Source organism: Cupriavidus sp. GW823-FHT07A04 (assembly GCF_058794615.1).
Window position 1 is genome coordinate 100,857 of sequence record NZ_JBXAHA010000023.1, and the last position, 17,579, is coordinate 118,435.

Here is a 17,579-nt window from a genome sequence, read left to right on the forward strand (position 1 = left end):
GTCCTACGTATTTGGGGTTAGAGGAGATGCTCGCGAAACCATTCAGTCGCGGAGTGGCTCGCCAGTTCGAACTGGCCAAGGTAGGGATCGAAATGCCCACCGGGAATCATTACGAGCTTCTTGGGCTCGAGCGCGCGTTCATAGGCGGCAAGCTCGAGATCGGTGAGTGTGACCCGGTCGTCCTTGGCGACGACCATGAGTAACGGAGTTGGCGACACCCGGGCGATCCAGGCACCGGGCTCATACATGCGCGCCGCCCGCGTCGAGCGCACGGTGACTTCGTTCTCCCAGGTACCTTCTGGAATGAACTGTAGATAGAAGTCGATCGACTCCTGCGAGCGGTAGGCGGCGGCAACTGCGGGATCGGCGCTGACGATGGCTTGCCGGCGGGGCGGTTCGCCGCGTAACTGTGCTCGTTCATCCTCGGCAAATGCCTCTTCCAAGGCAGCCAGAGCATCCGGGGATATGCGCCGCAGGCCTTGCTCATAACCGCTGATCGTTGGCACCTGCGCAACGACGCAACGCAGCCGTCGATCCGTCGCGCCGAGCACGATGGCATGGCCACCGGCATAGCTGGTGCCCCACAAGCCAATTCGAGACGGGTCCACTTCCGGTCGTGATTCCAGATACGAAATCGCTTTGCGCCAGTCGGCAATCTGGCGCCAGGGATCGATGTCGCCGCGCGGCTCGCCGCCACTTGCGCCGAAGTTTCGATGGTCGTGCAGGAGAACCACGAATCCTGCTTCGGCGAAGGCCTTGGCGAAGCACTCGATGCCATGATGCTTGGTCCCGGCGTAGCCGTGCGCCATTGTAATGGCTGGCTTTGGGCCGGGACCGTCCGGCAGGAAGAGCCACGCCCCGATGGTGATGCCGCCATCGGTCGGGAAGGTGACATCCGTTCTTCTAATCATGCGATCAACTCCGTGTTGACAAATAGGTGAATGTACACCTATTGTGTCACCCGTCGATAGGAAACGCAATCTCGCATGTCTATGCTAAGAGAGAAAGGGAGACTATGGCTATGACACCACATGCTGCCGGAAGCACAGCGCCCGCAGGCGCGAAAACGTTTGCTGCGCTGCGGCGTACCGACTATCCCATTGTCTTCGTCCATGGCTTCTTGGATGAAGGGAGCCTCTGGCAGCCAGTGATGGATGCACTTGCGGTAGAGGGAGTAGCTTGCGTGGCGCCAGATCTGCCGGGCATGGGAGCCCGTGCGGCCGATGCCGGGCCGTTTACGCTGGACTGCCTCGCTGAGGATGTGGCCAGCGTGGTTGCGGAGTTTGACAGCCCAATTGTGCTGGTGGGACACAGCATGGGTGCGCAGATTGCCGAACTCATTGCCGCTGCGCACCCTGATCGGGTTGCCGCGCTGATGCTGCTGACGCCAGTACCGCTAGGCGGCTTGCCAGTCCCTGAGGAGACTGCGGCTGCGATGCGTGCACTCGGCGGGAATGCCGACGGCCAGCGCGATCTCCGCCGACAGTTTGCAGGGCCGCACGCGGGGGATGTACTCGACGATCTTGTGGGCGTCGGCATGAAAGTGCGGGAGGCTGTAGTCCGGGCGCTCTTCGAAGCATGGAGCAGCGGCGATCCAGGCGGACAATCTGCGAGCCAGTATCACGGCCCCGTTCTGATCGCGGCAGGGTCGGACGACGGATTCATTACACCGGAGCTGGTGGGCTCGCTGGTCACGCCCCGATTTCCTCAGGCATCGACCGTACTGATCCCGGGCGCCGGTCACTGGCCTCACGTGGAGCGGCCGCTTGCCGTGTCCACAATTCTCTCTGACTTCCGGGCCAGCAACACTCGAGCTCAAGGCAAATAACTATCCAGATTTTTTTAAAGGAGACTCAAGATGGCAACAAAGATTCACGGCGCGGTACAGGAACAGCCCTGGACGGATGCGTTCACTCAAAACTCGGCAAACGCATTTGCGACCGCTCTTGCTGCTGACGTCCGATTTATCGCAAGTGCGGTTGCCAAGCCGATCGTCGGTCGCGACCTGGTAAAAATCGTGATGGCAGGAGCCAGCGCAGGTTACGAGCACCTTGTGTTCACTGACCAGGCGAAAAGCGGCAAGAGGACGTGGCTGGAATGGGAGGCTCGTACGTACAGTGGCCTGGAATTGTCAGGAGTCACGGTGCTGACGATGAATGCGAATGAAGAGATTGTCGAGATCAGCATCCATCATCGTCCGCTGCCTATGCTGCTGAAGTTTTCCGCAGAGCTGGGCGATCGCTTGAAGGGCCAGATTGATCGTAGCTATTTTTATCAACCGGACGATACCGCTGACCCTGCGTGACGGTCCCACAGTAGCAATCGAGCAGGCTGGTGAAGCGCAGAATCCTGGAATGAACTGCACTAGCTGGGCTTAATCTGACAGGCAGTCTTGGCAATTGAATCACGAGGCTCCGATTCAATGGGGGACAAGTTTCTCCCCGGCGCGGTCAAGCGAATCGAGGAAGGAGCGCATGCGCGCAATGCGGTTGTGCTCCCGGCACGCTCGCCTGGCGGAACGAGAGCGAAAGCCTGCGCCGCCCGCATAGTCGTAGTCTTCAACGCGGGCGACGACTGGGCGATCGGTTTCCGGGAAGTGGAAGCCTCATTGTTTGAAGACTTCTGGCGGGTCGGTTGCTTCGCAGGATTCCTCGTTGAGCGCGAAGCTGCCAGAAGAATGGTTCCGCTTGGCCTGGGCACGGTGAGCTTCACGTGGGCTTCGGGAGGTCTACGAATGCAAGGCGCGGTACGCTCAGTTCGCCGCGGCCAAGGCCGCGCTCCGCATGATCGCGCAGAGCGCGGCGCGTGAAATCGGCCCGCTAGCTTGCATGTCGCACACGCTAGCATCGACAGAGGCATCGATGGGGATCGGCTACGCGTGGCGCTGTTCCAAGCCATGGAGGTTCAGGGGGAAGATGGCATTCTTGCCATCGAGCCACTGGTGCAACAGCTTCAGACGGTGGTCTTGGCGAGCAGGTCGACCAGTTCGTCGGCGGCTGCTGCTCGCTGTTGAGCGTGCGGAACGCGACCTGGCATTAAGGACACGAAGCCGTTGGTCTATCGCATGACCTTCGGCGAGGCGAGGCTGCGAAGCCCGCGTTTTCCCTCGTACTGCAGCGCATGCTGTTTCTGCTCGAGCGACAAGGGCACGCTTTCGCCGCTGGCACAGGCGTTGCCGCAACGCGTACATCCCTAGTGGAGCTGGCTCCACTGTCAGTACGCCAGCTTGATGTCATATCGCTTGGCGCAGATCTTTTTGCCTGATGCGTTTCCTGGCGGACGGCAACTTCCGACCTCAAGCGTCAAGGTGAGTGTGACGAGGGCAAGTGGCGCTCAGCAGTGTGTTGCTCTCTCTGGACTTCGCGGATTCGTCAACATCTCAACTTTCTTTTGTAATCAAGATTTCCATCTCAACTTTCTTTGTAAAGATGACGGTCATTCCTGGCTTTCCGGGTGAGTGGTTGCTCACGCTGGGCGGGCGGTCCCTGAGCGTGGTCCTTGGGGCCATCGTATGGCTCGTGGAGGATTTGTCACGGTGAATCCTGGAAATTTAGGAAAATCAATAAGTTAGGCTTGTGACGCCTCGGCAAGAAAGTTGAGGTAAGGGCTGCCAGCTCAACTTTGTTTGTCCAAACGGCCCACCTCAACTTTGTTTGTCGCAGCTCAGATCTCTTTTGTCACCACACAATCTCTATCACCGGGCCGCTAACCCTGTCCTATAATGCTTGACTACACAATCATTGATGGAACAATAAAATGATTTCGCAGCCTCACGAGGCGCATAGCAGCGGGCAGGTGCTGCCATTCCGCGAGTCCTTGCTGGCCATGCTGGGTATCGCGTTCGTGGTGATGTTGGTGGCACTTGACCAGACGGTGGTCGGCACCGCGCTGCCGACCGTGGTGGCGGAGCTGCAGGGGTTTGAGTACTACGCTTGGGTGGCGACGGCCTATCTGCTGATGTCGGTGATCACGGTGCCGATCTTCGGGCGGCTGGGCGATTACTACGGGCGAAAGCCCTTCGTGATGGTGTCCATCGTCGTGTTCACGCTGGCTTCCGCGCTGTGCGGCATGGCAACGAGCATGCCGTTCCTGGTGCTTGCGCGCGGCCTGCAGGGCATTGGCGGTGGCATGTTGGTGGGCACTGCGTTTGCTTGTATCCCTGACCTGTTCCCCGATTCGCATGTGCGCTTGCGCTGGCAGGTGATGATGAGCGCGGCGTTCGGCATTGCCAACGCGGTGGGGCCGTCGCTTGGCGGCGTGCTGACCGAGGCCTATGGCTGGCGCTCGGTGTTCTATGTGAACTTGCCGGTGGGCTTGCTGGGGTTGTGGTTTGCCTGGCGCTACCTGCCGCACTTGCGCCAGCAGACCAATACCGGCGCGATCAAGGTGGATTGGCTCGGCGCGGCGCTGATCGGCGTGGGGCTGGGCGGCTTGCAGTTGTGCGTGGAGCTGATGCCCGAGCGTGGGTTCGGGCTGGTCACCGGCGGCTTGCTGGTGATGTCGGTGTGTGCCTTGGTTGGGTTATGGCAATGGGAGCGCCGCACGCCGAACCCGATCCTGCCGCTGGAGATGTTCCGCAATCCCGGGCTGGCGCCATTGTTCCTGCTGGCCGTGTTCGTCGGCTTCGCGATGTTCTCGTTGCTGCTGTACGCGCCGCTGCTGTTCCAGGGGGGCTTTGGCTATTCGCCGAAGGAGGCGGGCGTGCTGGTGACCCCGCTGGTGGTGTGCATCACGGTGGGCAGCATCATCAATGGGCGCATCATCACCCGCATCCGCCAGCCTAACAATATGCTGTATGCGGGATTCGGCATGCTGGCGCTGGCTTGTCTCGGGCTGTCCCAGGCGACGCGCGGGATGTCGCACCATTTGTTGCTGGGCATGATGCTGCTATGTGGCTTCGGGCTCGGCTTCATCATGCCCAACCTGACGGTGTTCGCGCAGCAGACCGCGGGCCGCGAGCATCTGGGCATTGCCACGGCGATGCTGCAGTCGCTGCGCATGGTCGGCGGCATGATCGGTACCGCCGTGGTGGGCACATTGGTCACGCGCAGTTACCTCAGTGGCGTGCACGACGCGCTGCAGAGCGCTGGTGCCGGGCAGTGGCAGGCGCGCATGGCGGATCCGCAGATCCTGATCGACCGTGCGGCGCAGGCAAGCCTGCTGTCGCAGCTGGAGGCGGCCGGGCACAATGGCGCCCTGTTGCTGGAGCAGGCCCGGCTGTCGCTGGTTGGCGCCATCCATATGGGGCTGGCGCTGGCCGCGGTGATTGCGGTGCTGGGCCTGTGGCGTTCGCGGCGGGTGCCGCCGATCAAGCTGGAGCGTGCCGTCAAGCCGGTCATGGCAACGGAGTAGGGCGCGGGGCTAGCCGATAATGTAGGGAGGTTGCCCGTCGCGTGACGGTGCCCCAAGCAGGAGATTGGAGTGGAATTGGAGCGTCAAAGCCTGGCTGTGCTACAGCAGTTCGGGCGAACTTACCGGGCCTATGCCGCGGCTTTCGAGCAGCGCATCGGCCATCCCTTGCCGCGTTGGCGCATTCTGTCCGCGCTGTACGCCCATGCTGGGCCCATTGCGCAAAAGCCCCTTGCCGACCGCGTCGGCATGGACCCGGGCGCGCTCACGCGCCAACTCAAGGCGCTGCAGGAGCTCGGCTGGGTAGAGCGCAACACCAGCGAGCGCGACAACCGCGTGACCAATGTCACGCTGTCGGCGCTCGGCCATGGCGTTGTGGAGCAGGCATTGCCGCTGCGCTCGGCATTTCTGCAGGACGTGCTGGAAAACGTCTCCGAGACCACCATGCGCGATCTGTCCAAGGGCCTGGAAGAGCTTGAGGGTGGCATTGCCGAAGCGGTGCTGCGCACACAGCAGGACAAGGCGGACGCCGTGTGAGCGCGGCATCCACGACGACCTTGGTCCAACCGTCCTGACTACCCCAACCGATGCTACGGCCGAGCCGGTTGCAGCCTCAACGGCGCCGTCCATACCTCGGCCAGCAGCACGCCCAACACCGTGAGCACCCCACCGACCGCGTGATATGGCGCGAGCGATTCGCCAAGCAAGCCCGCCGCAATCAGCGCGGTGAGCAGGGGGATCAGGTTGAAGAACATGCTCGCACGGTTCGGCCCGATGCGGGCGACGGCGTGCATCCACACCAGCGGTGCAACCATCGACGCCATGAGCCCGGCGAATCCGACCAGAGGGAGATTGGCGGCCGAGAGACCCATCTTTGGCGTGAGCAGGTATAGCGGCAGCAACGCGATGACGGCGGCGACGATCTGAAGGTAAAGCAGTTGCAACGCCGGCACGTCCTTCATCTTCCAGCGCTTGAGCAAAATCACATAGACCGCGTAGGCCAGCATGGCCAGCAGCATCAGTGCGTCCCCGAGGTTGGCGCCGCTGGTCAGCAGGCTGTCCAGGTCTCCGGACGATACGACCACCAGCACGCCGGCGATCGACAGCACGGACCCCGCCACGGCGCCGGCGGTCAGGCCCTGCCCCAATAGCAGGATCGATAATGCCAGCACCATCATCGGCGTGAGCGAGCCGATGATGCCCATGTGGGTCGCCGTGGTCAGGTAGGCGGCATAGTAGGCCAGGCACTGATAGGCCACCATGCCGAGCAGGCCCAGCACGGCGATCCGCCCCAATCGGGGCCGGATCGCGGCCCAGTTGCGCAGCACGGGACGCAGTGCCAGCGGCGTGAAGAGCACGGCTGCCAGCAACCAGCGGTAGAAGCTGATCTCGGCCGGCGCGATGGTGCCGGCGGCCATTTTGCTGACGACGGTGTTGCCCGACCAGATCACGACGGCCAGGAGCGGAAAGGCGTATTGCCACATGAGCGCTTTCTCTGATGTGTATGGAACGCTATCATGAGCGCGTCTGTGTTGATTTATATAGCTCAATTTGGACATATCGACCGGAATTCCGGACTAATTCCGGACTCTGTGTAGCAACGGACCTAACAAGCATGGCTATGGCCGACAAGTGGCGTTTCCTGCCGATCCTGGATGTCGAAGGGATGGAGGGCCCCTTCTACCTGCGCTATGACGAGTTCGGCGCCGATACCCTGGCGGAGGCGCACAGCCATAGCTGGGGTCACCTCAACTACGCCGCGCACGGCTCGATGCAGATGGAAACCGTGGGCATGCGGCTGCTTTCCCCGCCGCAGTACGCGATATGGATTCCGCCAAAGGTGGTGCACAGCTGCACGTTGCGCCACGCGATCGTTTACCGCTCGATCTACATCGAGCCCGGCCTATGCGCGCAACTGCCGGCCGAGCCCTGCACGGTGCGCATCAGCCCGATCATCAAGAGCGTGCTGGCGGACTTTGCCGCGCGCGACCTGCATGTGCCACGCACGCCGGCCGATCTTCGGCTGGCGCATGTGGTGGTTGACCAGCTTGCCGTGGCGCCGGTGCAGCGCTGCTACCTCCCGGCGGCAACCACGCCTGCCCTGGCCGCCGTGCTGGAGGCGCTGCAGGCCGATCCTGGCGACCATCGCACGCTGGCCGAATGGGCCGCCAGCGTGCACATGACCGAACGCACCCTTGCGCGCCGTTGCCAGCACGAGCTGGCCATGTCCTTCGGCGACTGGCGCCAGCGCCTGCGTTTCCTGCGTGCTATCGATGCCCTGGAGGCGGGCCGCAGCGTGCAGGAGATCGCGTTCGAACTCGGCTACAGCACGGCATCCGCGTTTATCGCGATGTTCCAGCGCGAGGCTGGCGCCACGCCGGAGCAGTACCGGCGCGAGTTTTGTGGCATTGCATGATGTTTGCGCTTACCGCGCGCCGCTGAACAGCGCCGCGATGGCCAACGGGTCGGACGGGAAATACAGATGCGTGTAGGACGCCATCAGGGCACCCTGCCGGAACACCGCCTCGCCCCGCGACCCGTCGCGCGGCACGGTGGCGTGGCAGTAGGGCGCCAGCGGGGTTTGCGCGCTGGAGTAATGGAAGGTGTGGCCGCGCAAGGTGCCTTCGGGCAGCGCCAGTCGTTGATGGCCGAGCGCGGCAAGGCGGCGTTGCATTGTCACCGTGCCAGGCAGCAGGCCCGCTACGGCGTGGCTATCCCCGGCCTTGTCGACCAGCGTCTCGAACAACGCCATCATGCCGCCGCATTCGGCGAGGATCGGCAGGCCGTTGGCATGGGCTTGGCGCAGGGCGGCCAGCATGCCTGTGTTGGCCGACAGGCGCGCGGCGTGCAGCTCGGGGTAGCCGCCGGGCAGCCAGAGCGCATCGCAGGCGGGCAAGGCAGCGTCGTCGAGCGGGGAGAAGAAGACCAGCCGGGCGCCGAGCGCCTGGAGCGTATCCAGGTTGGCAGGGTAGATAAAGCGGAACGCGGCGTCGCGGGCGATGGCGATGGTCTTGCCGGCCAGCAGCGGCGGCGGCACGGGCAGCGGCGGCGCCGCGGCGATCTCCACGGCCGCGGGCAGGGCGCCGATGGGTTGCCCGGCGAGGGCATCCGCGAGGCGGTCCAGCCGCGTGTTGAGGTCGGGCAGTTCATCGGCCGCCAGCAGGCCCAGGTGCCGCTCGGGCAGTGATGCCGCGTTGTCGCGCGCCAGCGCGCCGGCCCAGGCGATATGCGCCGGCAGGCTCTCTTGCAGCATGTCGGCATGCCGCGGGGAGGCCACCCCATTGGCAAGCACTTGCATGGAGGCCAGCGGCTGGCCGTAGCCAGCCAGGCCCAAGGCCAGCGCGCCGAACGTCTGCGCCATCGCGCCGGCCTGGATCACGCTAAGCACCGGCAGGCCGAAATGGCGTGCCAGGTCGGCGCTGCTGGGGGTGCCGTCGTGCAGGCCCATGACGCCCTCCACCAGGATCAGGTCGGCCTCGGCCGCTGCCTGGGCAAGGCGTGCCGCGGCGTCTTCGGCGCCGGTCATCCACAAGTCGAGCGAGTGGACCGGCGCGCCGCTGGCAGCCGCGAGAATGGAGGGATCGAGGTAGTCGGGGCCGCTTTTGAAGACGCGGACGGTGCGGCCGGCCCGGCGGTGCAGCCATGCCAGCGCGGCCGTCACGGTGGTCTTGCCCTGGCCCGAGGCCGGCGCCGCCACCAGCATGGCGGGCACGCGCAGGGGCCTTGCCGCATCGGATTGGGTGCCTGGAACGGCGGGCGCAGTGGTTGCGGCAAGGTTGGACATGGCGATGATGTTGGCTGACTAAGTAGCTAAGTGGCGGGGCTGGCGGAAAACAGCTGCCTGCGCGGCGCTGCGATTATAGCCAGTCGGACTGGCTGGCCGGCTGGCTCTCCTGAGGACGATCCGGGGTCGGCAGCACCAGACCCTGTTGCGCCGCGAAGTCGAACAGCTCGCGCTCATTGCTGGCCCCAAGCTTGCGCATGGCGCTGTTTTTCTGGCGGCTGATGGTCTTGACGCTGCGGCTCAGCTGCCCGGCAATCCCGGTGATCGAGTTGCCACTGAGGTAGAGCCGCATGACTTCAGATTCGCGTACCGACAGGCACAGGGCGCCGGCGCTGCCGGGTGCGTAGTGGGCGCCGGACTGATCCAGCACGCGCGCGGCGGAGTCGCCGATAAAGCGCAGCCCGCGTTCGACGCGGATGATGGCGGTGACCAGTTCGTCCAGCTGCGAGTCCTTGAGCAGGAGGCCATGGGCGCCTGTGTTCAGGATGGCGCGCAGAACCAGCGGGTTGGTGATCATGGTGAGCACCACCACGCCTAGCGCCGGAAAGTGCCGCCGCAGGCTGGCTAGCAGGCGGATGCCATCGCTCGCGTTGCTGCAGGGCATGTGGTAATCGGTGACGACGATATCGGGCCGGAATGCGCGCACGGCCTGCAGCAGCTCGGCGCAGCTGTGGACATCGGCGCAGACCTCCCAGCCGGTTTGGCTCCGCAACTGGCTCCTGACTGCGAGCGTAATGGCGGGATGGTCATCGGCAATCAAGATTTTCAAAGGCATGGCAATGCTCCTGAGCAAGCGCAGGCATGCACGGTGTCCGGGCCGCACATGCCTGGCGCGAGCTGGAAGGGCTTACGGCACGGATGCCGCGAACATGAAAAGCGAGTGCTTCGATTCGCGCTGGGCGGCGCTTGCCGCAAGTGGATCGCGCCCTTGAAAAAACGCGCCGCACGGCTTTTCGCCGGCGGCGCGAACAGCACAGGAACAAAGCACCTCCAGGCGCATGCTTTGCTCGGACGAACAAGAAGCAGGAGGTGCCCATGAAGCATAAGCGTTGGCTTCGACGTCAGGACTGAGACTATTCTCAATTTTGAGAGGAGGGCGCGGAAACCCTCACGGGCCGGCGGGCGTGGCTAGCCGCGAGGCGACACGCCGCGGCGCGGCGTGCTTCAGTGGCAGCAGGGTCAGGCTGCGTAGGCAGCGGTGCGCGTCTCGAGTGACTGGTGACGGCGCTCGATCGCGCTGACGGGATCTCGCAGCACGGTGCTGCCGATCTCCATGATGCCGCGCAGCGCATTGCCGGCGCGGACCGGCGCCCAGAAATGCAGGGCTGCCCATTCCGGGAAACTGCTGGGGGGCGCCAACAGGCGTGTTTTGTGTTTGCGTGTCACTAGCGGCACGTTGAAGTCCAGCAGCGGACAGATGCCGCCCGCGGCAAGCAGCAGCGCAACTTGCGTGTGCCAGGATGGCACTACGGTTTCCCGGTAGGCGGGATCGTGCGCGAGCCGGTTCAGGAAACCCTGCAGCGGGCTGCCGGGCTCGGTGTCTTCCTGCAGCAATATCCACTCGTGCCGTCCATCCGCATCCTCAACGCCGCCTGGCCGCACCACGCTGACCAGGCGGCGCGGCGTGGCCATGATGTTGTGCAGCGCTATGTCCTCTGGCACAAAGTGGCTATCGACCACGAAGGCGCAGTCCAGTTCGCCGCTGCCAAGCTGGGTGGCCAGCGCGGCGTCGGCAAAGACTGGCCGCGTCATGAAGCGGTCATCGGGGAACTGCTCGCACATGGCCGTGAGGATCTCGGTGATGACCGGATCGCCGATCGACGGCGAAAACCCGATCGAGATACGGCGGTGCGGGCTTGCCTCCTCGGCGACGGGGGCGAGCGGGCGTACCAGGTGCGCCCATTTTGACAAGATCTGGCGGGCGGTCTGCTCCAGCCGCAAGGCATGCGCGGTAGGTTCCAGCGTGCCATTGCGCTTGATGAAAAGGGGGTCGCCGGTGATTTCGCGCAGGCGCGCGAGGCTGTAGGCAATGGTCGGAACCCGGCCTTGCGTGCAGGCGGCGACGGCGCTCAGGTCACGATATTCCATCAACAAAACAAAAACGTGCAAGAGCTTGGTGCTGACATGCCGCATGGTGACTTCTCCCGATTCGAAACTTGTTTTTGTTTTCTTCTCTGTCTCTCCGCAGGTGCGCCAAGGCCCCAAGGCCATGCCGCACCTGCCGTGCCGGGTAGTTGGCGTATCTGGTCCATTGCCGTGCCAGGCCGTCAACGCAGGGCCTCTCGCAGTGCCATTGCATCCGCAAGACATGACGGTTTTCAAAATCTCCCGGCTTACTTGGGAAATGACGACGCAGTGCTGCTTGCATGTGGCCCGGCATCTAGAAGCAACGCCGAAAAAACGACCAGCCGACCGGCTACGCGTTGCGCTTATCGTCGCCAGTCTGCGCCGGGGCGCGAGGCCCGGTTGCTGGAGATCGAAATTTAGTTAATGCCAGACAAGATTAATACAGAACTTTGAAACTTGCCAGTAGTCTTCTGGAAGTCATTTCATAAAACCAAGTCAAAAAGTGCTGTTTGTCATGACATAAAGACATTAAAAATATTTATGCCATTCGATTCATAACTTTGTGTGATTTGGTGCTTTGTGCGGCGCAAAGTCGGCTTTTTTTTTCGCGTATCAGGATTTCTTTGCGGTTGTGTGACAGTAAAAAGAGAATCAGAGAATCGGGAAGTGGACTATCAAATTTTGGCAATTCGATCTAGTTTTTTATGATTTTTTCCAGGTTGGCATGTGATGGCGCTAGATTTCAACATTGTTTTTATCGATAAATTAAAATGTTGAGTTGTTTTTTTGGTCATGGATGATATGCTCGCGGGTTTGCTTGCGTTGCCGTAGGTTGCCGGTCAGACGGGGGCCGCCTCGCGGCGGGTTGCCTCTCCAATTTGCTTAACTCGCGGCTTGAACACACTGAATTGCCTTTTGCGGTGCGGGTGGTAACTTTGCGGCAGGGGTAGAAATGGTCAAGCTCGGGCATTGGCACGAGCGGCCTTTGCTAGCGGAGGCAGTCAGTGAACAGACGTTTCTCGGAGGAACAGATCCGCGGCTACCTGGCGGAAGCCGGTACCGGCGTGCCGGTGCGCGAGCTATGCGCGCGCTATGGTTTTAGCGATGCTTCATTCTATGGATGGCGCATCAAGTACGGCCAGGGCGCTGGCAGCGAAGCGCGCGACAGCCGCAAGTTGCGAGACCTGCAGGAGGAAAACACCCGCCTCAAGAGTATGCTTGCTGATGCGCTGCTCAAGCTTGAGCAACTGCGCAATCGCACGGGTCGGGCTGGCAACGGCAAGGAACGAAGCTAAGTCTGGTTCGTGCCTGCATTGCCGGCGGCTGCCGCCACCTGAGGAGGGACATCGGAAACAGCGGTTTTTCGGTATCAGCCGGCAGGGCGACCCCTGGAACATCGTCATGGGAGGCGCAATGCGTCCCCGCTGTGGAGAACTGAACATGAAACGGGCTTCGATCATCATGGCTGCCGCTCTGGGCTTGGGGCTGCTTGCGGGCCAGGCTGCCACTGCCGCCGAGCTGGAAGTGCCCGCGCCGATGGTCGCGCCGCCGCCGCCGCGGCTCTTGCTGGATACCGCCACCGACAATGTCGGGCCGGCGGCGGACGGCACCCTCACGCCATCCCAGCGCACCCGTTGCCAGGGCTTGCTCGACAAGATCAATGCACTGCCCGCGGGAGCGCAATGGACCACCGGCAAAGCCACGGTGACCAGCGCGGATGGCAGCACCCATCCCAATATCGAGCGGCAAGCGGAGCGCAAGAAGCTCGATGAGGCGTATCGCCAGGAATGCGCGCAAGAAAGAAAATAGTCTCTATTTCGGGCCGCAACGGTCTGGCGTAATCGTGACTTCTCCCAGCGGCCGGTTGCCGATTCCCGCGTAACGATAGTTCAGCGTGACGCCCAACTGGCCCAGCACCGGCACGTCCGGGTTGCGGCAGATACCGCGCTCGAGCACGGGGCGGGCGCTCGCCATGAATGCCACAGTACCCTCTCGGGTCGCATCCACGCCAACCAGGCTGAGGCGGAACTGCACGCGCTTGCCGGGCGAGACGCTGCATCCCTCCAGCCGCGTGGCTGCGTCCAGCGTGAATGGCCCGGCGCGAGTCAGTTCCTGGCAAGCCCTGTTGAGTTCCGCGTCTGAACTGGCCACACCGCCGGTAAGGCGTGTCACGCCACTCATGCCGGTGCTCCTGCCATCTACCGTGCCCAGCAGCAGTCTCGCCAGCGTCGATAGCGAAGCCGGCGCGGCGGCCGCCGGCGCCAGTCCGGTCATCACCAGGAAGCCAAGCGGCGCCAGGCCCGCGCGCACGGCGAAAGGAAAGTCCCGCATAGAGATACAGGTACCGGAAGCGATGTCGGGCGCCAGCGGCATGGCCGCAGGGGGATTTCCCTGGGGGCTACCCCGCACACGGCGGCATAGTCTGAACATAGCCGCGTTTGCACGGCCTTGCTGTCAGCTTCCGTCCTACGCTACCGAGGTGCCCGCGGCGTGGATGCCTTTGGCCGAGTCTAGCCGGGCCTGGCCCGGAGCGGAGATGGACGGGCTATCCGTTGCAGGTCGGGGCGGGCGCAGCGGTACCCGCTCGGGGTCTTCGTAGACGGAGCACAGCCCCGCCGGATCGACGATGCGCAGTTGCCGCTGCCGCACGGTGATCAGCCCGACCGTGGCAAAACGCGCCAGCAGGCGGGATACGGTTTCGAGCGTCAGTCCCAGGTAGCTGGCAATATCGTTGCGCGACATCGGCAGGGTCAGCGCCGCTCCAGCATTGCCCCGGCGGCGTTGCTCGCCAGCGAGGTCGAGCAGCAGCATAGCCAGCCGCTGGGCGGCTTTCATCGATCCGATCGCGACCAGCAGCGTTCGCTCGCGCTCGGCATTGCGGCGCAACGTGCTGAGCATTGTCTCGCGGTACTCGGCGCTGAGCAGGTGTGCGCGTGCCGTCTCCACCGGCACCACGCAACAGTGCGTGTCCTGCATGGCCACCGCGCTGGTGCAATGGGCCTGGCCATCGAGATCCTCCAGCCCGAGCACTTCGCCGGAATGCGCGAAGGCGGTCACCTGGCGCCAGCCAAGCGGGGACTCGAACACGGATTTGGCGCTGCCGTTGCGCACGGGAAACATGGCCAGTACGGGCCGGCCCTGGCGGTGCACCGTTTCTCCGGCGCGCCAGAGCATGCTGGCCGGGGCCAGGCTGCGCTGCTGATCGTTTGCAGCTGACGCTTCCGCGTTGCGGCAGATTGGCTGGAACAAGCACAGCGAGCAGCTTGGAAACGCTGCGTCGGGCGTGGTCATGACATTCTCCGTTTGCCTGCGATGCACGCAAACGCAGTATAACCGCGTGCCTTTTGCCGCTATCTCTTAGTGATCTGCATTCTTTCGTCGGCTGAATTCAGCGTTTTGGTAATTCTGGGCACGCACGGAAGTGCATCTGCTGGCACATGCCGGATTAGATGAAAGAATCTAATGTCTTGCTTTCATAACATGTGATGGAAAAGCGACAGCAAGCGCTGGGTTGTCGTGTGCTATGCTGCATCGCAACAATATCGATAGCAGGAGTCTTCATGACCAAAAGCCTTTCGGCGGACTGGCATGCGCAGCTCCGGCAGATCAGCCGGGCGCAACCCCAGTCCGCGCACCATCTCAAAACGTGGTTCAACCGTATCGCTACCCTTAATCCCGCAGCGCCCCGTCTTCGGGCGCGTTCGCCGGCGCCGCTGCCTTTGCCGCCGCGCCACCCCTTGCCCGGAGAATGGGCTCCCCACCACCACCGCCTCGCGCCGCTGCCTGGCGAGCTGGTGCCTCGCTTGCCCTATTGGCTATACGTGCCTTCCGGCGCGCCCAAGCGGCCTATGCCGCTGGTGGTGATGCTGCATGGTTGCCGGCAGACGCCGGAAGATCTGGCGGCGGGCACGCGGATGAACGCGCTTGCCGAGCGCGAAGGCTTCATGGTGGCCTATCCCCAGCAGCCCCTGCGGCGCCAGATGCAGCGCTGCTGGCAGTGGTTCGACCTGGGTGCCACCGAAGGCGGCCGCGAGGCGCAGGCGCTGGCAGTATTGATCGATGCGTTGGCGGCCAGGCGGGACGTCCGTGCCGACCAGGTGTATCTGGCGGGCTTGTCCGCGGGCGCCAGCATGGCGGCGGTAGTGGCCTTGCGCTATCCCGAGAAGATTGCCGCCGTGGGCCTGCATTCCGGGGTCGTGATCGGTGCGGGCCATACGGCCAGCGACGGCTTGCGTGCCATGCAGCACGGCACACAAGCCGACCCGGCGATGTTGCTGGATGCCGCCGGCGTGACGCCGGGCGGACCGAAGATGCCGGCCATCGTGCTGCACGGCATGGACGACGGGGCGGTGCATCCCATCAACGCCCGCTTGCTTGCGCGCCAGTTCCTTGCGTACAACGGCATGAACGACCGGGTCGAGGAGCGGATGAACGGTGCCGCGGTGCGGCACCTCGCCGGCGCGGAGCAGGAAGCCGCCGCGGCGGCCGATGCAGATGCCGGTGTGGCGCAGGCTGACGGCGCAAACGGCCAGCCGGCCAGTGCCCTGCTGCCGGCCGGGGACTACCTGGAAGCCAGCTTTGGCACCTGGAACCGCGAACTGGTCGAGCTATGCGAGGTTGCCGGCCTCGATCACGCCTGGAGCGGCGGCGATGGCGACTACCCTTACCATGCGCCGATTGGCCCCGATGCCAGCGCGTTGATGTGGGAGTTTTTCAAGCAGCATCGCCGCTAGCGCTGGCCAGCGCATGTGCGTAAAAAAAGGAGGGCGCGGATGCGGCCCTCCTTTTTTCATGGCCGGCGTGTGGCTTGACGCAGGCGCAGCAGTTGCCATCAAGTTCAGGCGAGCGAGCGGTCCTTGACGAACAGCGCCGTCACCATGCCCAGCAGGCACAGCGCCACCACGTAGTAGGCGGGGGCCAGCGGATCGTTCTTGAGCATCAGCGTTACGATCATCGGGGTCAGCCCGCCGAAAATCGCGTACGACAGGTTGTACGAGAACGACAGCCCGGAAAACCGTACCTGGGCCGGGAACGCCTTGACCAGCACATACGGCACCGCGCCGATGGTGCCCACGAAGAAGCCGGCTACCGCGTACAGCGGGACCAGCAGGTCCGGGCGTGTGTGCAGGGTGCTGTAGAACACGTACGAGCTGATCGCCAGCAGCAGGCCGCCAACGAACAGGGTGACCCGCGGGCCTACCTTGTCGGCCATCAGGCCGGCCACCACGCAGCCGACCGTCAGGCACAGCGTGGCTACGCTATTGGCTACCAGCGCGGTGCGCGCATCGAAGCCATAGATCTTCTGCAGGAAGGTGGGCGTCATCAGGATCACCACCACGATGCCCGCGGACAGCATCCACGTCAGCAGCATCGATACCGCCACCGCGCCGCGGTGATCACGCACCACCGTCTTGAGCGGCATCTCCGCGGCCAGCGCCTTGCGCTTTTGCAGCTCGGCGAAGACCGGGGTTTCATGCAGCCAGCGGCGCAGGTACATGGAGCCGATGCCGAACACACCGCCCAGCAGGAAAGGCATGCGCCAGCCCCAGTCGACAAGCTCGGCCGGGGTGAAGATGGTATTGACGCCGGTGGCCACCAGGGAACCCAGCAGGATGCCAGCCGTCAGGCCTGCGGTCAGCGTGCCGCAGGCATAGCCGGTGCGGCGCGCGGGCACGTGCTCGGAGACGAACACCCAGGCGCCGGGCACTTCACCGCCAACCGCCGCGCCCTGCAGCACGCGCAGCAGCAGCAGCGCCACGGGCGCCAGCAGGCCGATCGCATGGTAGGTCGGCAGCAGGCCCATCAGCAGCGTCGGCACCGACATCAGCAGGATGGAAAGCGTGAACATCTTCTTGCGGCCAAGCAGGTCGCCGAAGTGGGCCATGATGATGCCGCCCAGCGGGCGAGCCAGGTAGCCGGCGGCAAAGATGCCGAAGGTCTGCAGCTGGCGCAGCCAGTCTGGCACCGACGGCGGGAAGAACAGTTGCCCGATGACGGTGGCGAAGAAGACAAAGATGATGAAGTCGTAGAACTCGAGCGCCCCCCCGAGGGCGGCAAGGGCAAGCGTCTTGTAATCCTGTCCGGTCAGCGGGCGCGCTTGCTGGCTGTGCGCGCTATCTGCTCCGGCAGTACTGCTGATGGTAGACATGAGGAGACTCGCATGGAAATGGTTCGCATGCGAAGCGCGCAACACGGTTGACGTGGAGGGTTCTGGCCGGAGGGTACAGCGCGGGAGAAGCAGGCACTAAGTGGCGGATAAGCCGCTGGCATGCGACAAGACGCTTCGCAAAAGCGTGACGATACCAGATCGGCGTTGAACCGGCTCCAGCCGGCGCGCTTGAATTCCTTTTGGGATCGTCCTGAAATCCCTTTTTAAATC

The 17,579-nt window shown here is 63.6% G+C and carries 16 protein-coding genes; 8 read left to right on the forward strand and 8 right to left on the reverse strand.

Annotated elements, in window-relative coordinates; genetic code table 11:
- Nucleotides 1-17: 17 nt before the first annotated feature.
- The gene (locus tag AC1Q7Q_RS32945; protein WP_492372601.1) at nt 18-911 is read right to left on the reverse strand and encodes an alpha/beta hydrolase; all 894 of its coding nucleotides are present in this window, start codon (nt 909-911) and stop codon (nt 18-20) included.
- Between the two features lie 110 nt (nt 912-1,021).
- Here AC1Q7Q_RS32945 and AC1Q7Q_RS32950 point away from each other — a divergent pair, with 110 nt between their 5' ends.
- From AC1Q7Q_RS32950 to AC1Q7Q_RS32965, 4 genes are all read left to right on the forward strand, one after another.
- A complete protein-coding gene (locus AC1Q7Q_RS32950; RefSeq protein WP_492372602.1) occupies nt 1,022-1,828 on the forward strand; it encodes an alpha/beta fold hydrolase in 807 nt (268 codons plus the stop codon).
- 30 nt (nt 1,829-1,858) lie between these two features.
- On the forward strand, nt 1,859-2,305 hold the full coding sequence (locus tag AC1Q7Q_RS32955) for a nuclear transport factor 2 family protein (protein ID WP_492372603.1): 447 nt from the start codon (nt 1,859-1,861) through the stop codon (nt 2,303-2,305).
- 1,451 nt (nt 2,306-3,756) lie between these two features.
- Nucleotides 3,757-5,352 carry an MFS transporter gene (locus AC1Q7Q_RS32960; protein ID WP_492372604.1) on the forward strand — a complete coding sequence of 532 codons (1,596 nt, stop codon included), beginning with the start codon at nt 3,757-3,759 and terminating at the stop codon, nt 5,350-5,352.
- A gap of 69 nt (nt 5,353-5,421) precedes the next feature.
- Nucleotides 5,422-5,886 carry a MarR family winged helix-turn-helix transcriptional regulator gene (locus AC1Q7Q_RS32965; RefSeq protein ID WP_492372605.1) on the forward strand — a complete coding sequence of 155 codons (465 nt, stop codon included), beginning with the start codon at nt 5,422-5,424 and terminating at the stop codon, nt 5,884-5,886.
- Nucleotides 5,887-5,939: 53 nt separating this feature from the next.
- On the opposite strand, the gene AC1Q7Q_RS32970 is transcribed toward AC1Q7Q_RS32965, so the two are convergent.
- Nucleotides 5,940-6,833, reverse strand: coding sequence for a DMT family transporter (locus tag AC1Q7Q_RS32970; protein ID WP_492372606.1), 894 nt, complete (start codon nt 6,831-6,833; stop codon nt 5,940-5,942).
- A gap of 137 nt (nt 6,834-6,970) precedes the next feature.
- On the opposite strand from AC1Q7Q_RS32970, the gene AC1Q7Q_RS32975 reads away from it, so the two are divergent.
- Nucleotides 6,971-7,765, forward strand: coding sequence for an AraC family transcriptional regulator (locus AC1Q7Q_RS32975; protein WP_492372623.1), 795 nt, complete (start codon nt 6,971-6,973; stop codon nt 7,763-7,765).
- Between the two features lie 9 nt (nt 7,766-7,774).
- Here the strand turns inward: AC1Q7Q_RS32975 and AC1Q7Q_RS32980 are convergent, their stop codons facing one another.
- From AC1Q7Q_RS32980 to AC1Q7Q_RS32990, 3 genes are all read right to left on the reverse strand, one after another.
- Nucleotides 7,775-9,133: a cobyrinic acid a,c-diamide synthase CobB gene (locus AC1Q7Q_RS32980; RefSeq protein ID WP_492372607.1), complete on the reverse strand. Its 1,359-nt coding sequence runs from the start codon at nt 9,131-9,133 to the stop codon at nt 7,775-7,777.
- A 73-nt stretch (nt 9,134-9,206) separates the two neighbouring features.
- On the reverse strand, nt 9,207-9,908 hold the full coding sequence (locus AC1Q7Q_RS32985; protein ID WP_492372608.1) for a response regulator: 702 nt from the start codon (nt 9,906-9,908) through the stop codon (nt 9,207-9,209).
- Between the two features lie 404 nt (nt 9,909-10,312).
- A complete protein-coding gene (locus tag AC1Q7Q_RS32990) occupies nt 10,313-11,266 on the reverse strand; it encodes a LysR substrate-binding domain-containing protein (RefSeq protein WP_492372609.1) in 954 nt (317 codons plus the stop codon).
- Between the two features lie 938 nt (nt 11,267-12,204).
- Here AC1Q7Q_RS32990 and AC1Q7Q_RS32995 point away from each other — a divergent pair.
- Together AC1Q7Q_RS32995 and AC1Q7Q_RS33000 are read left to right on the forward strand one after the other, a co-directional pair.
- Nucleotides 12,205-12,495 (forward strand): transposase, encoded by a 291-nt coding sequence (locus AC1Q7Q_RS32995; RefSeq protein ID WP_492372610.1) that lies wholly within the window; start codon nt 12,205-12,207, stop codon nt 12,493-12,495.
- Nucleotides 12,496-12,640: 145 nt separating this feature from the next.
- Complete coding sequence (locus AC1Q7Q_RS33000) at nt 12,641-13,009, forward strand: hypothetical protein (protein ID WP_254615495.1); 369 nt, start codon at nt 12,641-12,643, stop codon at nt 13,007-13,009.
- 3 nt (nt 13,010-13,012) lie between these two features.
- Here the strand turns inward: AC1Q7Q_RS33000 and AC1Q7Q_RS33005 are convergent, their stop codons facing one another.
- Both AC1Q7Q_RS33005 and AC1Q7Q_RS33010 read right to left on the reverse strand, forming a co-directional pair.
- The gene (locus AC1Q7Q_RS33005) at nt 13,013-13,531 is read right to left on the reverse strand and encodes a hypothetical protein (protein WP_492372611.1); all 519 of its coding nucleotides are present in this window, start codon (nt 13,529-13,531) and stop codon (nt 13,013-13,015) included.
- A gap of 135 nt (nt 13,532-13,666) precedes the next feature.
- Nucleotides 13,667-14,491, reverse strand: a complete 825-nt coding sequence (locus AC1Q7Q_RS33010; RefSeq protein WP_492372612.1) for a Crp/Fnr family transcriptional regulator — start codon at nt 14,489-14,491, stop codon at nt 13,667-13,669.
- A 269-nt stretch (nt 14,492-14,760) separates the two neighbouring features.
- Between AC1Q7Q_RS33010 and AC1Q7Q_RS33015 the strand changes: the two genes are divergently transcribed.
- Entirely contained in the window at nt 14,761-15,933 is a 1,173-nt protein-coding gene (locus AC1Q7Q_RS33015; protein ID WP_492372613.1) for an extracellular catalytic domain type 1 short-chain-length polyhydroxyalkanoate depolymerase, read from the forward strand.
- Nucleotides 15,934-16,037: 104 nt separating this feature from the next.
- Here the strand turns inward: AC1Q7Q_RS33015 and AC1Q7Q_RS33020 are convergent, their stop codons facing one another.
- Nucleotides 16,038-17,348, reverse strand: a complete 1,311-nt coding sequence (locus AC1Q7Q_RS33020) for an MFS transporter (protein WP_492372614.1) — start codon at nt 17,346-17,348, stop codon at nt 16,038-16,040.
- Between the last annotated feature and the right edge of the window lie 231 nt (nt 17,349-17,579).

What these genes read in the sequence shown, in the direction of transcription:
- AC1Q7Q_RS33015 (WP_492372613.1), top strand. Translation starts at nt 14,761, where the DNA reads ATGACCAAAAGCCTTTCGGCGGACTGGCATGCGCAGCTCCGGCAGATC.
- AC1Q7Q_RS32945 (WP_492372601.1), bottom strand. Translation starts at nt 911, where the DNA reads ATGATTAGAAGAACGGATGTCACCTTCCCGACCGATGGCGGCATCACC.
- AC1Q7Q_RS33000 (WP_254615495.1), top strand. Translation starts at nt 12,641, where the DNA reads ATGAAACGGGCTTCGATCATCATGGCTGCCGCTCTGGGCTTGGGGCTG.
- AC1Q7Q_RS33020 (WP_492372614.1), bottom strand. Translation starts at nt 17,348, where the DNA reads ATGTCTACCATCAGCAGTACTGCCGGAGCAGATAGCGCGCACAGCCAG.
- AC1Q7Q_RS33010 (WP_492372612.1), bottom strand. Translation starts at nt 14,491, where the DNA reads ATGACCACGCCCGACGCAGCGTTTCCAAGCTGCTCGCTGTGCTTGTTC.
- AC1Q7Q_RS32955 (WP_492372603.1), top strand. Translation starts at nt 1,859, where the DNA reads ATGGCAACAAAGATTCACGGCGCGGTACAGGAACAGCCCTGGACGGAT.
- AC1Q7Q_RS32970 (WP_492372606.1), bottom strand. Translation starts at nt 6,833, where the DNA reads ATGTGGCAATACGCCTTTCCGCTCCTGGCCGTCGTGATCTGGTCGGGC.
- AC1Q7Q_RS32975 (WP_492372623.1), top strand. Translation starts at nt 6,971, where the DNA reads ATGGCCGACAAGTGGCGTTTCCTGCCGATCCTGGATGTCGAAGGGATG.
- AC1Q7Q_RS32980 (WP_492372607.1), bottom strand. Translation starts at nt 9,133, where the DNA reads ATGTCCAACCTTGCCGCAACCACTGCGCCCGCCGTTCCAGGCACCCAA.
- AC1Q7Q_RS33005 (WP_492372611.1), bottom strand. Translation starts at nt 13,531, where the DNA reads ATGCGGGACTTTCCTTTCGCCGTGCGCGCGGGCCTGGCGCCGCTTGGC.
- AC1Q7Q_RS32950 (WP_492372602.1), top strand. Translation starts at nt 1,022, where the DNA reads ATGACACCACATGCTGCCGGAAGCACAGCGCCCGCAGGCGCGAAAACG.
- AC1Q7Q_RS32990 (WP_492372609.1), bottom strand. Translation starts at nt 11,266, where the DNA reads ATGCGGCATGTCAGCACCAAGCTCTTGCACGTTTTTGTTTTGTTGATG.
- AC1Q7Q_RS32960 (WP_492372604.1), top strand. Translation starts at nt 3,757, where the DNA reads ATGATTTCGCAGCCTCACGAGGCGCATAGCAGCGGGCAGGTGCTGCCA.
- AC1Q7Q_RS32985 (WP_492372608.1), bottom strand. Translation starts at nt 9,908, where the DNA reads ATGCCTTTGAAAATCTTGATTGCCGATGACCATCCCGCCATTACGCTC.